14 protein-coding genes are annotated in these 16,740 nt (G+C 31.9%); 11 read left to right on the top strand and 3 right to left on the bottom strand.

Going from position 1 to position 16,740, the window contains the following annotated elements; all coding sequences use genetic code 11:
* Positions 1-18 precede the first annotated feature (18 nt).
* The 3 genes from IPJ23_17420 to IPJ23_17430 form a co-directional block, all read right to left on the bottom strand.
* Positions 19-603 carry an indolepyruvate oxidoreductase subunit beta gene (locus IPJ23_17420; protein ID MBK7632444.1) on the bottom strand — a complete coding sequence of 195 codons (585 nt, stop codon included), beginning with the start codon at positions 601-603 and terminating at the stop codon, positions 19-21.
* Positions 600-2,222: an indolepyruvate ferredoxin oxidoreductase gene (locus tag IPJ23_17425; GenBank protein MBK7632445.1), complete on the bottom strand. Its 1,623-nt coding sequence runs from the start codon at positions 2,220-2,222 to the stop codon at positions 600-602. The genes IPJ23_17420 and IPJ23_17425 overlap by 4 nt, the downstream gene beginning before the upstream one ends.
* An 81-nt stretch (positions 2,223-2,303) precedes the next feature.
* On the bottom strand, positions 2,304-4,103 hold the full coding sequence (locus IPJ23_17430) for an O-antigen ligase family protein (GenBank protein ID MBK7632446.1): 1,800 nt from the start codon (positions 4,101-4,103) through the stop codon (positions 2,304-2,306).
* Between the two features lie 150 nt (positions 4,104-4,253).
* On the opposite strand from IPJ23_17430, the gene IPJ23_17435 reads away from it, so the two are divergent.
* The 11 genes from IPJ23_17435 to IPJ23_17485 are packed head-to-tail and all read left to right on the top strand — an operon-like array spanning position 4,254 to position 16,738.
* Complete coding sequence (locus IPJ23_17435; protein MBK7632447.1) at positions 4,254-5,198, top strand: nucleotidyltransferase domain-containing protein; 945 nt, start codon at positions 4,254-4,256, stop codon at positions 5,196-5,198.
* On the top strand, positions 5,199-6,662 hold the full coding sequence (locus IPJ23_17440) for a B12-binding domain-containing radical SAM protein (GenBank protein MBK7632448.1): 1,464 nt from the start codon (positions 5,199-5,201) through the stop codon (positions 6,660-6,662).
* Entirely contained in the window at positions 6,659-7,453 is a 795-nt protein-coding gene (locus tag IPJ23_17445; GenBank protein MBK7632449.1) for a class I SAM-dependent methyltransferase, read from the top strand. The genes IPJ23_17440 and IPJ23_17445 overlap by 4 nt, the downstream gene beginning before the upstream one ends.
* Positions 7,450-8,844, top strand: a complete 1,395-nt coding sequence (locus IPJ23_17450) for a radical SAM protein (protein ID MBK7632450.1) — start codon at positions 7,450-7,452, stop codon at positions 8,842-8,844. Before IPJ23_17445 ends, IPJ23_17450 begins: the two co-directional genes overlap by 4 nt.
* A gap of 2 nt (positions 8,845-8,846) precedes the next feature.
* Complete coding sequence (locus IPJ23_17455) at positions 8,847-9,620, top strand: class I SAM-dependent methyltransferase (GenBank protein ID MBK7632451.1); 774 nt, start codon at positions 8,847-8,849, stop codon at positions 9,618-9,620.
* Positions 9,617-10,672, top strand: coding sequence for a glycosyltransferase (locus tag IPJ23_17460; GenBank protein MBK7632452.1), 1,056 nt, complete (start codon positions 9,617-9,619; stop codon positions 10,670-10,672). Before IPJ23_17455 ends, IPJ23_17460 begins: the two co-directional genes overlap by 4 nt.
* Entirely contained in the window at positions 10,672-11,751 is a 1,080-nt protein-coding gene (locus IPJ23_17465; GenBank protein ID MBK7632453.1) for a radical SAM protein, read from the top strand. Before IPJ23_17460 ends, IPJ23_17465 begins: the two co-directional genes overlap by 1 nt.
* Positions 11,752-11,765: 14 nt before the next feature.
* On the top strand, positions 11,766-13,277 hold the full coding sequence (locus tag IPJ23_17470) for a B12-binding domain-containing radical SAM protein (protein MBK7632454.1): 1,512 nt from the start codon (positions 11,766-11,768) through the stop codon (positions 13,275-13,277).
* A complete protein-coding gene (locus IPJ23_17475; protein ID MBK7632455.1) occupies positions 13,274-13,930 on the top strand; it encodes a methyltransferase in 657 nt (218 codons plus the stop codon). The genes IPJ23_17470 and IPJ23_17475 overlap by 4 nt, the downstream gene beginning before the upstream one ends.
* 40 nt (positions 13,931-13,970) lie before the next feature.
* Complete coding sequence (locus IPJ23_17480; GenBank protein ID MBK7632456.1) at positions 13,971-15,398, top strand: DUF2029 domain-containing protein; 1,428 nt, start codon at positions 13,971-13,973, stop codon at positions 15,396-15,398.
* Entirely contained in the window at positions 15,395-16,738 is a 1,344-nt protein-coding gene (locus IPJ23_17485) for a hypothetical protein (GenBank protein ID MBK7632457.1), read from the top strand. Before IPJ23_17480 ends, IPJ23_17485 begins: the two co-directional genes overlap by 4 nt.
* Positions 16,739-16,740: the final 2 nt, after the last annotated feature.

Genomic DNA, 16,740 nt, shown 5'->3' on the forward strand with positions numbered 1-16,740 from the left:
AGCGGTTAAAAAACGCAGTTACTTTTTGTGAGCTTCAGAAAAATCACGTCCAGCTGTTAATGCTTCTATGTTAAGCTGAACAACTCTCTCTCCTTTCCTACCAAAGATTTTTTTTATTCCATTTTCTAAAGATTGATACGGAACATCTAAAAATGGAGATGCTGCACCAAGCATTATCATATTTGATGATCGTGGAGACTTTACTTGTCGCGCCATTTCATCAGCGTTAAGTGCGATTTGGTGCGGAAGTTTTTCAATCTCGGCGAGTAATTCTTTCATATCAGGATAATCCGAAATATTAACAAACGGAGTTGTGTTAGTTACAAGCCATCCATTTTCAGAAAGCCAGGGTAAATATCGTAATGATTCCATTGGCTCAACTGAAATTATTAAGTCTGCACTTCCTTCGGGAATTAAATCGCTGGCAATTTCTTGTTCAGAAATTCTAAGGTGAGACTGCACAGCTCCACCGCGCTGACTCATTCCATGGACTTCTGCTTGTTTTAAATAAAGATGATTTTCAAGTGCTGCCATTCCAACCACTGCAGCAATTGAAAGTATTCCTTGTCCACCAACTCCAGCTAAAATTATATCTGATTTCATTGTGCAACCTCTTCAACTTTAGCTTTCTGATCTTTTTTATTTTTAGCTACCATTTGCACAATGCACTCTCTTCTTGGGATTATAACAGAAACTCCCTCGTACAACATTTCTTCTCGAAGAACTTTAACCATTTCATCGTGGAATTTTGGCAACGGAGTTAAAACTTTTACATGGTCCGGTTTTACGCCCAGCCCGATACAAATTTCTTCTAATCTTCCGGTAGCGTGCGAAGCTTGTCCGCCTGTCATACCTGTTGTGCCATTATCAGAAATTATTACTGTAATGGGAGTATTTTCCACAACAGCATCAAGTAAGGCTGTCATTCCGCTGTGCGTAAAAGTAGAATCACCAATAACAGCTATTGCAGGATGAACGCCAGCATCAGCAGCGCCTTTAGCCATTGTAATTGATGCGCCCATATCAACACAAGAGTTAATTGAATTCCATGGAGGCAGAGCACCAAGAGTGTAACATCCGATATCAGAAAAAACTTTTTGCTTTCCAAACTCTAACATGGTTTCATTTAACGCATTATATATATCACGATGACTGCAGCCTGAACATAATTCAGGTGGACGGTTTGCAACGATATCTGGAACTTTCATTCCAACCTTTACTTCTTTACCTAATGCCTTTGCAACAATATCAGGATTCAATTCTCCATCACGCGGAATTGTACCATCCAATCTTCCTTTGATCTTACTATTCTTATCTAAATATCCTTTTAACATTTCTTCAACAAGAGGATAACCATCTTCAAGAACTAAAACCTGCTCACACTCGCTTACAAGTTTCTCAACTTTTGCAAAAGGAAGCGGATACTGACCAAGCTGCAAAACAGGATTTGTAAATTTTCTATCCTGATAATTTTCCATCAAATAATTAAAAGCAATTCCGCACGCGATAATGCCAAGTGATTTATTTCTTGCAGGATAAAATGTATTAAAAGATGATCTTTCGGATTCCTGTTCCATAAGTGATTGCAATCCCAATAAACCCTTATATCTTTTTCTTGCGTTCGATGGAAGCAGCACAAACTGAATTGGATCTTCCGGATACGTAAGTTTATTTTCATTTTTTAATGGGCGTGTTTCAACTCCTGCTCGTGAGTGTGAAAGCCTTGTTGTAATTCTAATCATTACAGGAATTTTTAATTTTTCTGACAACTCAAAAGCTTCGTAAGCCATATCATAAGCTTCCTGCTGATTAGCCGGTTCCAAAATCGGAATCATTGCAAACTTTCCGAAGAAGCGTGAATCCTGTTCGTTTTGTGATGAGTGCATTGAGGGGTCATCTGCAACTGTAACAACTAATCCGCCGTTAACACCAGTTATTGCAGAGTTGATAAAAGCATCCGCAGCAACATTTAATCCAACGTGTTTCATACAAATCATTGTACGCTTGCCGGCATAACTCATTCCAAGTCCTGCTTCCATTGCAGTTTTTTCGTTTGCGGACCATTGACTGTGAAGTTTTCTTTCTAGTGCAATCTTATTGTGTTGAATGTATTCGGTTATTTCTGTGGAAGGTGTTCCTGGATAAGCATAAACGCCCGACATTCCGCCATCAATTGCGCCTTGCGCTATTGCTTCTGCACCAAGTAATAAAAGCTTTTCCATTTTTCCTCTCTTTCTATCATCAGGATGGAAATTTCAAAATTTTTAATAATCAAAAATAAGTAAATGGATTGTGTTTTCTAATTAAAACAAGTTATAATATTTGGATTGAAATGCAGCTAACCGTGGATTAAGTGAATCTTTTTTTATTAATTCTTCAAATAGTTGTTTGCCTTTTTCAAAAGATGCAGTTTCTGAATAAATGAGAAGTAAATTTATTTGCGGATCAATATAATTGGGAAATACTTTTTGAATCCGCTCGTAATAAATAATTGCTTTATCGTACTTTTTTGCCGTTTGATAGATTGCCGCTGTATTATGCAACACTAAAGGATTGTTTGGTGCAACTTTTTCCGATTTGATTGAATGAATGAGTGCATCATCCAGTTTGCCAAGACGATATAACGCTGTTGCTCTGTAAAATTCAATAGGCTGCTTGGAGGGATCGAACGGATATAAAACAGAATTAACATTTTCTAATTCTTTAAGCATATTATTATAATCACCACCATTTTTGTATTCGATTGCTTTGATATAACTCAATTCTGAAGATAACCTTAAATAAGACGTAATAATTCCAATCACGAAAAGGATAATTAGAAAATATTTTAAGAATAAAAGTGGAATTTGAATTGCTTTGCCATTTTTATCTAAAGAATTTAGTGAAAGTCCTGCAGCAAAGGCTAAAAAGAAATAAGATGAAAACTTACTCAATGGAAATGCAATAAATGAAAACCCAATTGTTGATATTGCGGAAAGTAATACAAAAAAATAACTGTCGTTAATAAAACTTTTTTTGTAGAGATGAAAAATGATTATCAAAAGAATTAAAGAATAAACTATCGGTGCGGCAATACCGTCTTCTGCAAACAATTCTAGAAAGTCATTATGTGAGTGTATAGCGTGAACAAAATATATTTGGCTATCAACAAACTTATTGCCGTAATATTTGGGATAAGTGCCGCTCCATTTTTGTAATCCAACTCCAGTTATTGGATTTACTTTTATCATCTCGAAGGAAGCATTCCAAAAGTTCATTCGCATTTTATTACTTCTGTTTTCAGTATCAACAATGCTTGTAATGTTTGAACCAAAATCAGAGCGTTCGCCTTTTATTGGGGGAATAAGTGAGAGCAAAAATGCAATTATAAATACAGCTGTTATTGGTATAATAGTTTTAGTTTTATCTTCATAATTTTTCTTTAATAAAATGAAAGCAATTAAGGTGATCAAAATAAATACTGAAATGCCAAGTGCTGAACGGCTACGAGTAAAAAATAAAAAGGATAAATTAATTACTCCCGCAAAAAACAAAAGCGGATAATAATCTTTCTTAATATGTTTTTTTAAAATCAACAAAAACGGAATTGCGGGAAGTAAATACTCCGCAGCAAATCCTCTGTGCCCGATCGTTGAACCTGGAATAATTATTTGAGGTAATGGAATTATTTCGATATTCATAACTTGAAGCAATCCAATAAAGCTAAAAAAAGTTGAAACGATTACTATTGAAAATGCGGCTATATTTAAAAACTTTTCTTCCCCCATTTTGTTAATTACAAATAATGTAAATACTAAAATAAAAAGTGGTGAAACTAAATACGTGAGTTGCAAAGTCAGTATATCAGATGAGCCGTTTATAAAAGCAGTTAAAAAAGTAAATGGAAAGGCAACTAAAAAGATTAACAAATATAAATTAACTGATATTTTATTCTGCTCATCTTGATTTCTTACAAAAAAAATAAAACCAGGAACTGAAAAAATAAAAAGCGCCAGCTTTTGCAAATTATCCATTTCTAAAAGTCTAGTGGAAAAGATTATTGGGGCAAGAAATATTAAACCAATTATCCAGGTATAATTATTTTTAGTATTATTTTTCTTCATTATCAAATATGTTGGGACAAAAGATAGATAAAGAATTGAAACTCATCAATTGACAATGTCACTATTTTCTCAGGTTCAACACTAAATGTTTGAGAACAGGTACAAATTTTTTAACTTCAAGACACAATAACTAATTGTTTAATCTTTTTTATGAATTTTGATTCTAAAAATCTTAATACTATTTCATCACTTGGTAAAAGCATAATCCGTACTTTAGCCTATTATGATATTTTTGATTACCCATTAACCTCTGAGGAAATCTATCACAATCTCCAAACAAATAATGTTAGTTTAAAGGATGTTTCTAATGAAATTGAAAACTTATCCCAAAACAATATAGTCTATAAAAAAAATAGTTTTTACCTGTTAACAAACAATGATAATTATATTGAACGTAGGATTGCCGGAAATAAACTAGCGGAGAAAAAAATAAACTCTGCGTATAGAATGACAAGTTTTATTGCCAAATTTCCTTATGTGCGCGGTATTATGCTTTCCGGTTCAATTTCTAAAGGCTATATGGAAAAAGATTCTGATGTTGACTACTTTATAATTACTAATCCAAATCGCTTGTGGGTAACAAGATTATTATTGATGTTATTTAAAAAGATATTTTTATTAAACTCCAGAAAAGTTTTTTGCATTAATTATTTTGTTGACACAGAAACACTTGAAATTGAAGAAAAAAATATATTTACTGCAACAGAACTCGCAACTCTTATTCCAACGTATGGGACAGAATTGTACAATAAACTTTATTCTAAAAATATCTGGATAAAAGATTTTTATCCAAACTTTCCGAAAAGAGAAACTGTTAAAATATCTGAGCATAAAAAGAGCCTTATTAAAACTTTTTTTGAGAAGTTATTAAATAATTCTGTTGGCGATAAGCTTGATGATTTTGCAATGGGTTTATTTGAAAAATCAAATAGAATAAAATATCGTAATTATGATTCAAAAGATTTTCAGGTTGCATTTAAAACATCGAAAAAAGAATCAAAGCACCATCCAAAATTTTTTCAAAAGCGAGTACTGGAAGCTTTTAATGATAAATTGAAATGGATTGAAGAAACAAAAAATATTTCTTTGGGATAAATGAAAAAAGTTCTTTTTACACATTCCTATTTTTATAAGTTTGATGAAAAGCAGTGGAATACTCATCAGCCTTATCCGCCGCTTGGAACAATCTATGCTGCAGCAGTGATGCGTGAGGCTGGATATAATGTTTCTTTGTTTGATACTGCACTCATTGATTCCCCTGAATTGATTATCCCAGTCATAAAAAAAGATAGACCCGATTATTTAGTTATTTACGACGATGGATTTAATTATCTGACCAAAATGTGTTTAACTAATATGCGCGAGGCTGCATTCCGCATTGCAGAAATTGCAAAACAAAATGGTATTGTTGTAATTGAATCAAGTTCCGATGCCGCTGATCACTATGATAAGTATTTAGACCGTAATGTTGATTTTGTTGTCATTGGTGAAGGCGAATTAACACTTAAAGAATTAATTAATAAACTAGATAAAAACGAAATTGATTTTGAAAATATTAATGGTCTTGCATTTCGTAAAGATGGAAAAACAATTAGAAGCAATCCACGCCAAATTATTAGAGAGCTCGATTCGTTGCCAATGGCAGCCTGGGATTTGATTAACATTGACGAGTATAAAAATATTTGGTTAGCACATAAAAAATATTTTTCACTAAATATTGCAACAACGCGCGGCTGCCCTTTTAAGTGCAACTGGTGTGCAAAACCCATTTATGGGAATCGGTATAACGTACGTTCACCAAAAAATGTTGTTGATGAAATTCAGTTTCTTCAAAAATCTTTTGGTGTAAATCATTTTTGGATGTGTGATGATATTTTTGGATTAAAACCCGGATGGGTTCATGAGTTTAGAGATATTATAAAACAGCGTAATTTAAATTTTAAGTATAAAATTCAATCACGTGTTGATTTGCTCCTACAAGAAGATACAATTGAAGCTCTTGCTGAATCAGGTGCAGAAACTGTTTGGGTTGGGGCAGAATCAGGTTCTCAAAAAATATTAGATGCAATGGATAAAGGAACTGCAGTTGAACAAATATTTAAAGTAACAGAGCTTCTGAAGAAAAGCAAAATCCGTGTTGCATTTTTTCTTCAGTTTGGGTACCCTGGAGAGACAAAAGAGGATATTAATAAAACTATAGAAATGGTCTTGAAACTTATGCCTGATGAAATTGGGATTTCAGTTTCATATCCATTGCCGGGAACAATATTTTATGAAAATGTTAAAGATCAATTAGGGCATAAATCCAACTGGACGGATTCTGATGAACTTGCATTAATGTTCAGAAGTACTTTTCCGCCTGCGTACTATAAAAAGTTACATCGATATGTTCATAAAGTTTACAGAAAGCACGCAGGAGTTGAATCGATTAAAAACATTTTACTAAATCCATTTTCAATAAGTTTTAAACTTCTACGCGCTGCATTATTAACTTTCTATTACGTTCCTGCTTCAATATTAGATTCATTTCAATTAAAGAAATTGGAAATCGCAGAATGATCTTTGCGTTGTTTGATTCGGTTGCACAGGAGTACGACGATACTTTTACAAACACTGCAATTGGGAAATTACAAAGAGAACGGGTTTGGAATTATTTAGAAGCGACTCTTCCAAATACTTCAATAAATATTTTGGAATTAAGTAGCGGAACCGGAGAAGATGCCATTTGGTTTGCTAATAAAGGACATACAATTTTAGCAACAGATATTTCTGAACAAATGATTTCTATTGTTAAAAAGAAAATTAAAAGATTGAATTTAACAAATAATATTGATGCCGAGCGATTAGACATTAATCAGATTGATAAATTATCAACTTCAAATAAATTTGATTTAGTATTCTCAAACTTCGGTGGATTGAATTGTTTAACAGAAGATGAATTGAGTTTACTATCAAACAAGATTAGGAACATCCTTAAACCGAACGGTAAATTTATTTCTATTGTAATGCCTGATTTTTGTATGATTGAATCCATATATTTTTTATTCATACTAAAGTTCAAACTTATTTTTAGAAGAAAGAGAATGCAGCAAGTAAAGATTAATGATTCGATTATAGATACTTATTATCATCATCCAAAAGATTTTTTTAAGTTTTTTAGAAATGATTTTACTGTGAACAATAAAATTGGAATTGGATTGTTTATTCCGCCATCTTATTTAAATAACTTTTTTAAAAATAAACTTAATACTTTAAATATTTTAAATAAATTAGAAAACATCTTTGGCAACAATGACTTTGCAGCATCATTATCTGACCACTACTTAATTGATCTAAATATTAAACAATGAAAATCCTTTTAACACATGGCTATTTCCTAAATGATGACCCGAATGAGAAAATCATAATGAAGCCGTACGTTCCCCTGGGAATGCTTTATATATCAGCCTATTTAGAGCGCAAAGGATTTTCTAATGAAGTATTTGATACAACTTTTTCGTCATTAAAAGAATTGCAGAATTATTTACTAAAGGTAAAGCCCAACGTTATTGCTATCTACGTTAACCTGATGACAAAGTTGAATGTTTTAGAAATTATTAAGTTTTCTAAATCCAACCTAAATCAAGCGAAAATTATTTTAGGTGGACCCGAAATAAAATATAACGCGAATGATTTTCTAAAATTTGGAGCTGATTATCTTGTTATTGGCGAAGGCGAGGAAACATCTTTTGAATTAATAAAGGCTTTGAATGAAAATCGTTTTGATGATATTATAAATATTAATGGGCTTGGATTTTCAGAAAACAACAAAATTATTTTTACTGAAGAACGGTCAAAACTAAAAGAAATTGATTCGCTTCCATTTCCAAATAGAGATAAAGTAAATTTAAAACTTTATTTAGATGCATGGAAAGAACGGCATGGTGAAAATGCAATTTCAGTCAGCACAATGCGTGGTTGTCCTTACACTTGTAAATGGTGCAGTCGTGCTGTTTATGGCTTAAGCTATAGGCGGCGCTCACCGAAAAATGTTTGCGATGAACTTGAAATAATTCAAAATGAATATGATCCAGATACATTATGGTTTGTTGATGATGTATTTACAATTTCGCATAAATGGTTAAGTGAGTTTAAAGATCTTTTAATTGAACGGAACTTAAAAATAAAATACGAATGTATTACTCGGGCTGATAGATTAAACGAAAATGTTATTAACGATTTAAAAGCATCCGGCTGTTTTAGAGTTTGGATTGGCGCTGAAAGCGGTTCACAGAAAGTTATTGATTTAATGGATCGACGGGTTGATATTAACCAAGTTAGAGAAATGATTAAGTTGGCACAAAAATATGACATACAAGCAGGTACATTCATAATGATTGGTTATCCCGGTGAAACTGAAGATGATATTGAAGAAACAATTAAACATTTAAAAGAATCAAATCCCGAATATTTTACAATTACAGTCGCGTACCCAATTAAAGGCACTGAACTTTTTGCAGAAATTGAGGCTTCACAAACAAATAATTTTAAATGGGATAAAAATTCTGACCGCGATAGAGATTTTAAACGTGCTTACAACAGAAAGTATTATGATTTTGCAGTTCGAAGAGTTACCAATGAAGTAAATTTTCATAAAATGATTATGAATAAAAATTTTCTATCTAAATACTTATTATCGTTTAAAATAAAATCATTAGCTGCAAAAGCAGGAATGATATTTTACAGACTTGCAGGAAATTAAGAATGATTATTGAGGAGTTTAAATATCTAAAAGCTGAAAACGGTGTGATTAAAATTTCAGAGGTTGATCATACTTTTGAAAACTTTTATCTAAAAGTTAGGAAAATAGAAAAAAGAATCTACGCTGATGATGAAATTAAACTACTACCTTATGCTTATAAAAGTAATCCACATAAAGATGAATGGGCATTAAGAACTAAATCCTTTTTACGCTTCAAAAAATATTTATCACATAAAACTTCCACACTTAACATTCTTGATTTAGGTTGTGGCAATGGATGGTTTGTTGGACAATTGGCTAAGAATTTTAATCATAATTATTTTTGTGTAGATGTCAACCTGAACGAGCTTGAACAGGCTGCCCGCGTATTTAACAATGAGAATACCAGCTATATTTATGCAAATATTTTAGCAACTACTCTACCGACAAGTGTTTTTGATATCGTAATTATAAATTCTGCCCTCCAATATTTCCCAAATGTTTCTACTTTGATTAAAGAGTTGTTTTTTATCTCCAAGCCATATGGTGAAATACATATAATCGATACACCATTTTATTCACAACAAGATCTAATGCAGGCAAAAAACAGAACGCTTAAGTATTACCAGTCACTTGGGTTTCCTGAAATGGCTAAAAATTATTTTCACCACAGGATTGATGAGTTAAAATATTTACGTCATAGTTATTTATATAATCCAAATAAAATTAGGAATAAACTGTCTAGCTTGTTTTTTGAAAAGGATTCACCATTTCCGTGGATTGTTATTACAAGATGAATTTTGAAAATCACGTATTACTAATTACACCCGGATTTCCAAAAGATGAGAATGATTTTTTATGTACTCCACCTGTCCAAGATTTTTTATTAAAGTACAAAGAAGTTTTTCCAAAGACCAAATTTTCAGTAATCGCTTTACAGTATCCATACGAGAGAAATAATTATAAATGGAATGCCATTGATGTTCGTGCACTAGGTGGGAATAATATTTTTTTTAAAAAATTATTCATTTGGAAAGAATCAATTAAACAAGCTAAGAAAATTCACAGTGAGTTTCCTATCACAACAATTCACTCGTTATGGTTTGGTGAATGTGCATTAGTTGGAAATTATTTATCAAAATATTTTGGATGTAATCACCTCTGCACACTTATGGGGCAAGATGTTAATTCGTCCAATAAATATTTAAGATTTTTGAATAAAGATAGATTTAGTATTATCTCACTATCACAAAATCAAGGTGCTGAGTTTTATAAAATTACAAATAGTAAAGTTGATGAAGAAATATTTTGGGGAATAGATGAGCAAAGTCTTAATCAAAATGATAAAAGAGAAATTGATTTGCTTGCAGTTGGTTCGTTAATTCCATTAAAAAATTATGGGTTGTTTATTAAAGTTGTTGCAAATGCGGTAAAAAACTTTCCTAATATTGTTTGTAAATTAGTTGGCGATGGCCCTGATTTTGCAATGCTAAATGAATTAGCAATTCAGAGTGGAATTAACAAGAACATTGAATTGACAGGCTTACTTCCGCGTAAAGAGATTTTCGACTTGATGAAGAAAAGTAAAATATTTGTGCATCCATCAAAGTTTGAAGGATCTGGTTTTGTGTTTGCAGAAGCACTGGCAAATGGAATGAATATAGTTTCTTTTAATGTGGGATATGCGCACAATTTAGAAAAGTGGTTTATCGCAAATGATGAAAGTGATTTTATTTCAATAACTAATAAATTATTATCTAGCAATTTAAGTTTTGAGCCGTTAAATATTTTTCCTATTTCAGAAACGGTTGAAAAGTATAGTAAACTTTATAACTACACCAAAAATTAATGATCGTTAGCAAACTAAAAGCAATTAATAAAAGATTCTATCCACAACACTTATTTTACACTCCGGACTGGATTGTACTTGGGGTAAATAACGTTTGCAATCTTCACTGCAAAATGTGCGACGTTGGAATTGAATATACAGCAAGTAATTTTTATCAAAACCTTATGGGCACATCACCATTAAATATGCCTGTTGAATTGATTAAAAAGATTCTTGATGAAACGGCAAAACATTTTCCCAAAACTAAAATTGGTTATGCTTTTACAGAACCATTAATTTATCCCCATTTGATTGAATCATTAAATTATGCAAAAGAAAAACAGCTATACACTTCAATAACAACAAATGCACTTACACTAAAACCAAAAGCAAAAGATTTATGTGATGCAGGATTAAATGATATTTTCGTTTCGCTCGATGGACCTGAAACAATTCATAATGAAATTCGCGGAAATAAAAACTCATATCAAAAAGCTATCGAAGGAATTGAAGAATTACTTAGACAAAAATACGCTCCGGAAATTTCAATCTTTTGTGTTATAACTGAATGGAACATCGGACATTTGAAAAAGTTTATTGATTACTTTAAAAAATTTCCAATTAAACAGATTGGATTTATGCACACTAATTTTACCTCTGATTTGATTGTAAAAAGACATAATCAAATTTATGGTAATAAATATCCTGCAACCATTTCAAATACAGAGCAAATAGAGATCAGTCAAATGAATCTTACTATTTTATTACAAGAAATTATTGAAATCAAAAAATCTAATTATCCCTTTGAAGTAATTTTTTCACCACAGATTAATGATGAAACAAAGCTTGATGTTTTTTATAATCAACCGGAAAAATTTATTGGCAAGATTTGTAATGATGTATATCGAAACATTATGATTAAATCCGATGGTTCTGTTATTCCTGCTCACGGTAGATGTTACAATTTAACTGTTGGAAATATTAATAATAATTCACTTAAAGAAATCTGGAACTCAAAAGTGATTTCAGAATTTAGAAAAGATTTAATGGATGCAGGCGGACTTTTACCGGCATGCTCACGTTGCTGTAGCGCATTTTAATTTCAAATTAATTTATGAATAAAATAATTTTATTTAATCCACGCAGTGCAAACTCAAAGCACAGAATTCCAAATTCAATTTTGCAGGTTGGTGCTTCTATTCATAATAGGTATGAATACGTTTTTGTTGATGGAAATCTTGAAAACGATCCATGGAAGAAAATTGAGTCTTACTTAAAAACAAATGAGTTTAAATATTTTGCATCAACAGTTATGCCTGGGATGCAGTTAAAAGAAGCTATCCCTTTTACAAAAAAAGTGAAAGAGCTATTTCCAAGCATAGTTACTATTTGGGGCGGATACTTTGCGTCCAATCAATATAAATCTTCCATTGATTCAGGCTTCGTTGATTATATAATTAATGGCCCTGGTGATAAAGCATTACCAGAATTAATAGAGGCTATAGAGGGGGAAAAAGACCTTACATTAATTGAAAATCTTATATACAAAAAAAATAATGAGATAATTAAAACTAAAAAATCAGATTTGTTTGATCAGGATTCGCTCCCTCCACTTCCATACGATTATTTAAATAATTTTTATCCGATAGAAAACTATCTTGGTAAAACATTTCTTGGAAAGAAAACTGCGGCCTATCATTCCAGTATTGGCTGCCCCTTTACTTGCTCGTTTTGTGCGGTCGTTCCAATTTATGAAGCACGATGGAAAGGTAAATCAGCAGAAAATATTTTTAATGATCTAATGTATCTTAAAAATAAATTCGAGATAGATGCTGTAGAATTCCACGATAACAATTTTTTTGTTTCTGAAAAAAGAGTAGTTGAATTTTCAAATCTTATTAAAGATAAAAATATTAATTGGTGGGGTGAAGGCAGAATTGATACGCTTGATAAGTATAAAGATGAATCACTTGAATTAATGCGCAGTGCCGGATGCAAAATGATTTTCTTTGGTGCGGAAACGGGCAATGATGAAATTCTGAAACAGATGGATAAAGGCGGAACGCAAACCGGTGCACAAATAAAAAGTTTTGCAGCACGATTAAAAAAGTTTGACATAATTCCGGAATATTCGTTTGTACTCGGATTACCCGCAGAAAATGATGAAAAAGTCGCTCATCAAATTGAGGAAGATATTAATTTTATAAAAGATATAAAGACGATCAATCCCGATACAGAAATAATAATTTATCTTTACTCACCGGTTCCTACAGAAGGTTCTGAATTGTACGAAAAGGTTTCAGCTGCAGGTTTTAATTTTCCGCAAAAGTTAGAAGATTGGTTAAGTCCTTCCTGGGAATATTTTGATTTAAGAAAAAACCCTCTTACGCCATGGCTAAAACCGTTTATGGTAGATAAAATTAAAAATTTTGAAACTGTCCTGAATGCATATTATCCAACGGTATCAGATTTTAAATTGACCGGTTTACAAAAACAGGTAATGAAAACACTTTCATCAATAAGATATAAAACCAATTTTTATCATCTACCGTATGAGTTGAAAGTTCTGCAAAAATTCTGGCTTCACTATCGCCAACCTGAAATTGAAGGATTTTATTCTGAATGAAATCATTCTTGAAAAAATTATTTTTCCCCATCTTAAAATCTTTATATAATATTTATTCATCCAAAGAAAGAAGTTATTCTTACAAAGGAATTAATGTTAGAGTTATGCCCGGAGTTTTCCATCCGGGATTATTTTTTAGCACTAATCTTTTAATAGAATATTTATCCAAACTTGATTTGGAAAATAAAACTGTTTTAGAACTTGGTGCCGGCTCAGGGTTGATTTCTATTTATTGTGCAAAACAAAATGCAATTGTTACTGCAACAGATATAAATCCAACAGCTATAATCAATATCAATAAAAATGTAGAATTAAATAATGTAAAGATAACTGCTTTTGAATCAGATCTATTTGATAAGATTAAGAAAGTGAATTACGATTATATTATTATAAATCCACCCTACTTCCCTAAAGATCCTAAAAACGAAAAGGAGTTTGCATGGTTTTGCGGAAGTGATTTTAAATATTTCAAAAAATTGTTTTCACAATTAAATAATTATAGAACTGAATCAAATATTTTATTAATGATTCTTTCTGAGGATTGTGATTTTAATAGAATCAACTCAATTGCAAATGAATGTAATTTCAAGTTAAATCTTGTTCTTCAGAAAAAAGTATTATGGGAACAAAACTTTATTTATACAATTGAATAAACTACCTTAATTTTACAATCATATTTTTAATGTATTAAAATTGTTCACAAAATATTTAAATAGTAAAATTATCTGGATTCTACTTGGGGTTGGAGTGATTTTCTACGCTTTGTACATTCTATTCATATCTCACACATTAACTTACGATGCACACCCAAGCGATAAGCAGAAAATTCTTTTTGTTGCCCAAAGAATATTAATTGGAATTCTTTTTTTTCTCGCTGTTATAAATATTGTCAAACTTCCAGTTAAAGAAATCTGGATTGCCTGGATAATCTTTACCGGGTTATTTGCCAGATTAATTTTAATTCCTTCTTCCCCAATTCTAGAAGATGATTTTTATAGATATATGTGGGATGGTGCCGTAACTGCTAATGAGTTTAATCCCTATGTATATAGTCCTCAGGATGTGATGGAAAAGAATCCTGCCGTACCGGAAAAGATTTTAAAGTTAGCAGATGAATCTGGAAATGTTATTAATAAAATAAATCATCCAAAAATAAAAACTCTTTATCCAACACTTTCACAAATAGTTTTTGGACTTTCATATTTTCTTTTCCCCTGGAGTGTTACTGGCTGGAAATTGTTAATGCTAATGGGAGATATCTTTTTACTCTTCTTTCTCATTAAAATCCTGCGTGAACTTGAATTGCCGATTTCATTCGTGGCTATATATTGGTTAAACCCAATTGTACTGCACGAATTTTTTAACACCGGACATTATGATTTATTTGCACTACTTTTTACTGCAATTGCAATTTATTATTACCTAAAAAATGAATTTGTAACATCAAGTATAACACTTGCTTTAGCGGTTGGATTTAAACTTTGGCCGATTTTAATATTTCCAATTTTTTTACGCAAACTAACAAATCAAAAATGGAAATTAGTTTCCAGTGTTTTTGCCTTTTCGGTTTTTGTCATTGTAATATTTATTCCTGTTTTACGAGCAGGTTTCGATCAGAATACAGGGTTTACAAAATATGCGGCCAACTGGATTAACAACGCGGCATTTTATACTTTATTAAAAGATAGCATTGAACTGTTCACCACAACTTTTAAGATTTATTATGTTTGTGCGGATTGTGTTGCCCGCTATATAACAGGTGGAATAATTTTAAATGTTTTATTACTGTTAATAAAAAAACCTGCAAGTGATAATCTTAACCTCGTTTACAAAATGCTGATAATCATTGCAGTTTCATTTCTTGTAAGTCCAACTCAATTTCCCTGGTATTTAACATGGATGATTTTGCCTTTGGTGTTTAGTCCAAAAATTTCTTTGTTGATGTATGCATTCCTAATTCCACTTTACCATTTAAATTATTTAAGTGGATACTTTATTTACATTCAGCATATTCCCGTTATACTTTTATTTTTATATGAAATGAGAAAAGGCTACGGTTTTGGATTTTTTAATATGAGTGAAGAGTCTTACGTTAGTAATAATAAAAAGAATGGTTTATGAAGTTTTTAATTGTAGTATTCTTTGTTAGTATCGCACTACTTTTGCTTAACAATTGTGATAGCACCGACCCCAAACTTGAACCTGAACTTTTACTTGAACTCGAACATGTTTCCTGCACCGAAGCCTGGTTAGAATTAACAACAAACAATGTACAATTACCAGTTACAATAAATTTACTAAAAAATGATTCCGTGTATCATATCTTCAATCTTAGTACTAAGGACTCATTACTCTACATAGACTCTCTGCTCCCAAACCAAAATTATAAACTCCTCGCAACAATGCAGCAAGGCAACAATATAAGCAATGAGTTAAGTGTAACAACACTTGACACCACCAGCCACAACTTTACCTGGCAAACTTTTGAGTTTGGGCAGCATCAGCATAGTGTTCTTTATGATGTTGCAGTGATTGATGAAAATAACATTTGGGCTGTCGGTGCAATTTATATGAATGATTCGCTTGGGGTACCGGATCCGCAGCCATATGGTATAGTTCATTGGAACGGCAACAGTTGGAGAATAATGAAAATAATAGTTCAAAACCCATCAGGAGGTAACTCATTACTTGTTCCAACAGGTATTTTTATAAAAAGTGCTTCTGAAATCTGGCTCGCAAGTGGCGGCGTGTTCATTTATAATGGGGAAAAAGTTAGTAACGCTTATTGGTTGATAAACTATTCTGGATATAATGGAGGGATTTTTAATAATGGTGAAAATGCTAAAAAAGTTTTGCTATTTGATTTTACAAAATCATACACAGTAGGGAATAAAGGTGCAGTTGGATTTTTTAATGGAACTACGTGGTCAAGGGTTGAGAGTGGAACAACTGTTGATTTGCTTGATATGTCAGTCACACCTGATGGAAAAACAATTTGGGCTTGCGGATATACAGATGACTATGGTACTTCTGCACTCATTAGGATTAAAGGTGGTATTTCAGAAAAAGTTTTTGAAGATTTTAGCAACAGCCAAAACAATGGATACTATGTTGGACCGATCAGCGGCGTGTGGTCTGATAATGATTACAGAGTTTTTATGATGAACTGGGGAGGAATCTATTTACAAAGAAATAATAATCATTTCTTTCTTGAAAAAGAGATAGCTAGATTTAGTGATGTTGGATTTGGTATAGATGGAACAGCTTACAATAATGTTTTTGCTTGTGGAGAAGGGTTCGTTGGTCATTGGAATGGTTACAGTTACAAAGAATATCCAGGATTATTCCAACAACAGCGAACATTCAAAAGTGTAAAAACTAATTCAAACACAGTATGTGCAGTAGGATTGGACTATAACAGTCCGATTTACTCAAATGCTGTGATTGTATTGGGTAAATAAAA

The sequence above is a fragment of the Ignavibacteriales bacterium genome (assembly GCA_016709765.1).
In the GTDB taxonomy this organism is placed as follows: domain Bacteria; phylum Bacteroidota; class Ignavibacteria; order Ignavibacteriales; family Ignavibacteriaceae; genus IGN3.

Coding starts and splice junctions, on each gene's coding strand:
- IPJ23_17475 (MBK7632455.1), top strand. CDS start 13,274: ATGAAATCATTCTTGAAAAAATTATTTTTCCCCATCTTAAAATCTTTA.
- IPJ23_17450 (MBK7632450.1), top strand. CDS start 7,450: ATGAAAATCCTTTTAACACATGGCTATTTCCTAAATGATGACCCGAAT.
- IPJ23_17460 (MBK7632452.1), top strand. CDS start 9,617: ATGAATTTTGAAAATCACGTATTACTAATTACACCCGGATTTCCAAAA.
- IPJ23_17445 (MBK7632449.1), top strand. CDS start 6,659: ATGATCTTTGCGTTGTTTGATTCGGTTGCACAGGAGTACGACGATACT.
- IPJ23_17430 (MBK7632446.1), bottom strand. CDS start 4,103: ATGAAGAAAAATAATACTAAAAATAATTATACCTGGATAATTGGTTTA.
- IPJ23_17485 (MBK7632457.1), top strand. CDS start 15,395: ATGAAGTTTTTAATTGTAGTATTCTTTGTTAGTATCGCACTACTTTTG.
- IPJ23_17440 (MBK7632448.1), top strand. CDS start 5,199: ATGAAAAAAGTTCTTTTTACACATTCCTATTTTTATAAGTTTGATGAA.
- IPJ23_17455 (MBK7632451.1), top strand. CDS start 8,847: ATGATTATTGAGGAGTTTAAATATCTAAAAGCTGAAAACGGTGTGATT.
- IPJ23_17465 (MBK7632453.1), top strand. CDS start 10,672: ATGATCGTTAGCAAACTAAAAGCAATTAATAAAAGATTCTATCCACAA.
- IPJ23_17420 (MBK7632444.1), bottom strand. CDS start 603: ATGAAATCAGATATAATTTTAGCTGGAGTTGGTGGACAAGGAATACTT.
- IPJ23_17435 (MBK7632447.1), top strand. CDS start 4,254: ATGAATTTTGATTCTAAAAATCTTAATACTATTTCATCACTTGGTAAA.
- IPJ23_17425 (MBK7632445.1), bottom strand. CDS start 2,222: ATGGAAAAGCTTTTATTACTTGGTGCAGAAGCAATAGCGCAAGGCGCA.
- IPJ23_17470 (MBK7632454.1), top strand. CDS start 11,766: ATGAATAAAATAATTTTATTTAATCCACGCAGTGCAAACTCAAAGCAC.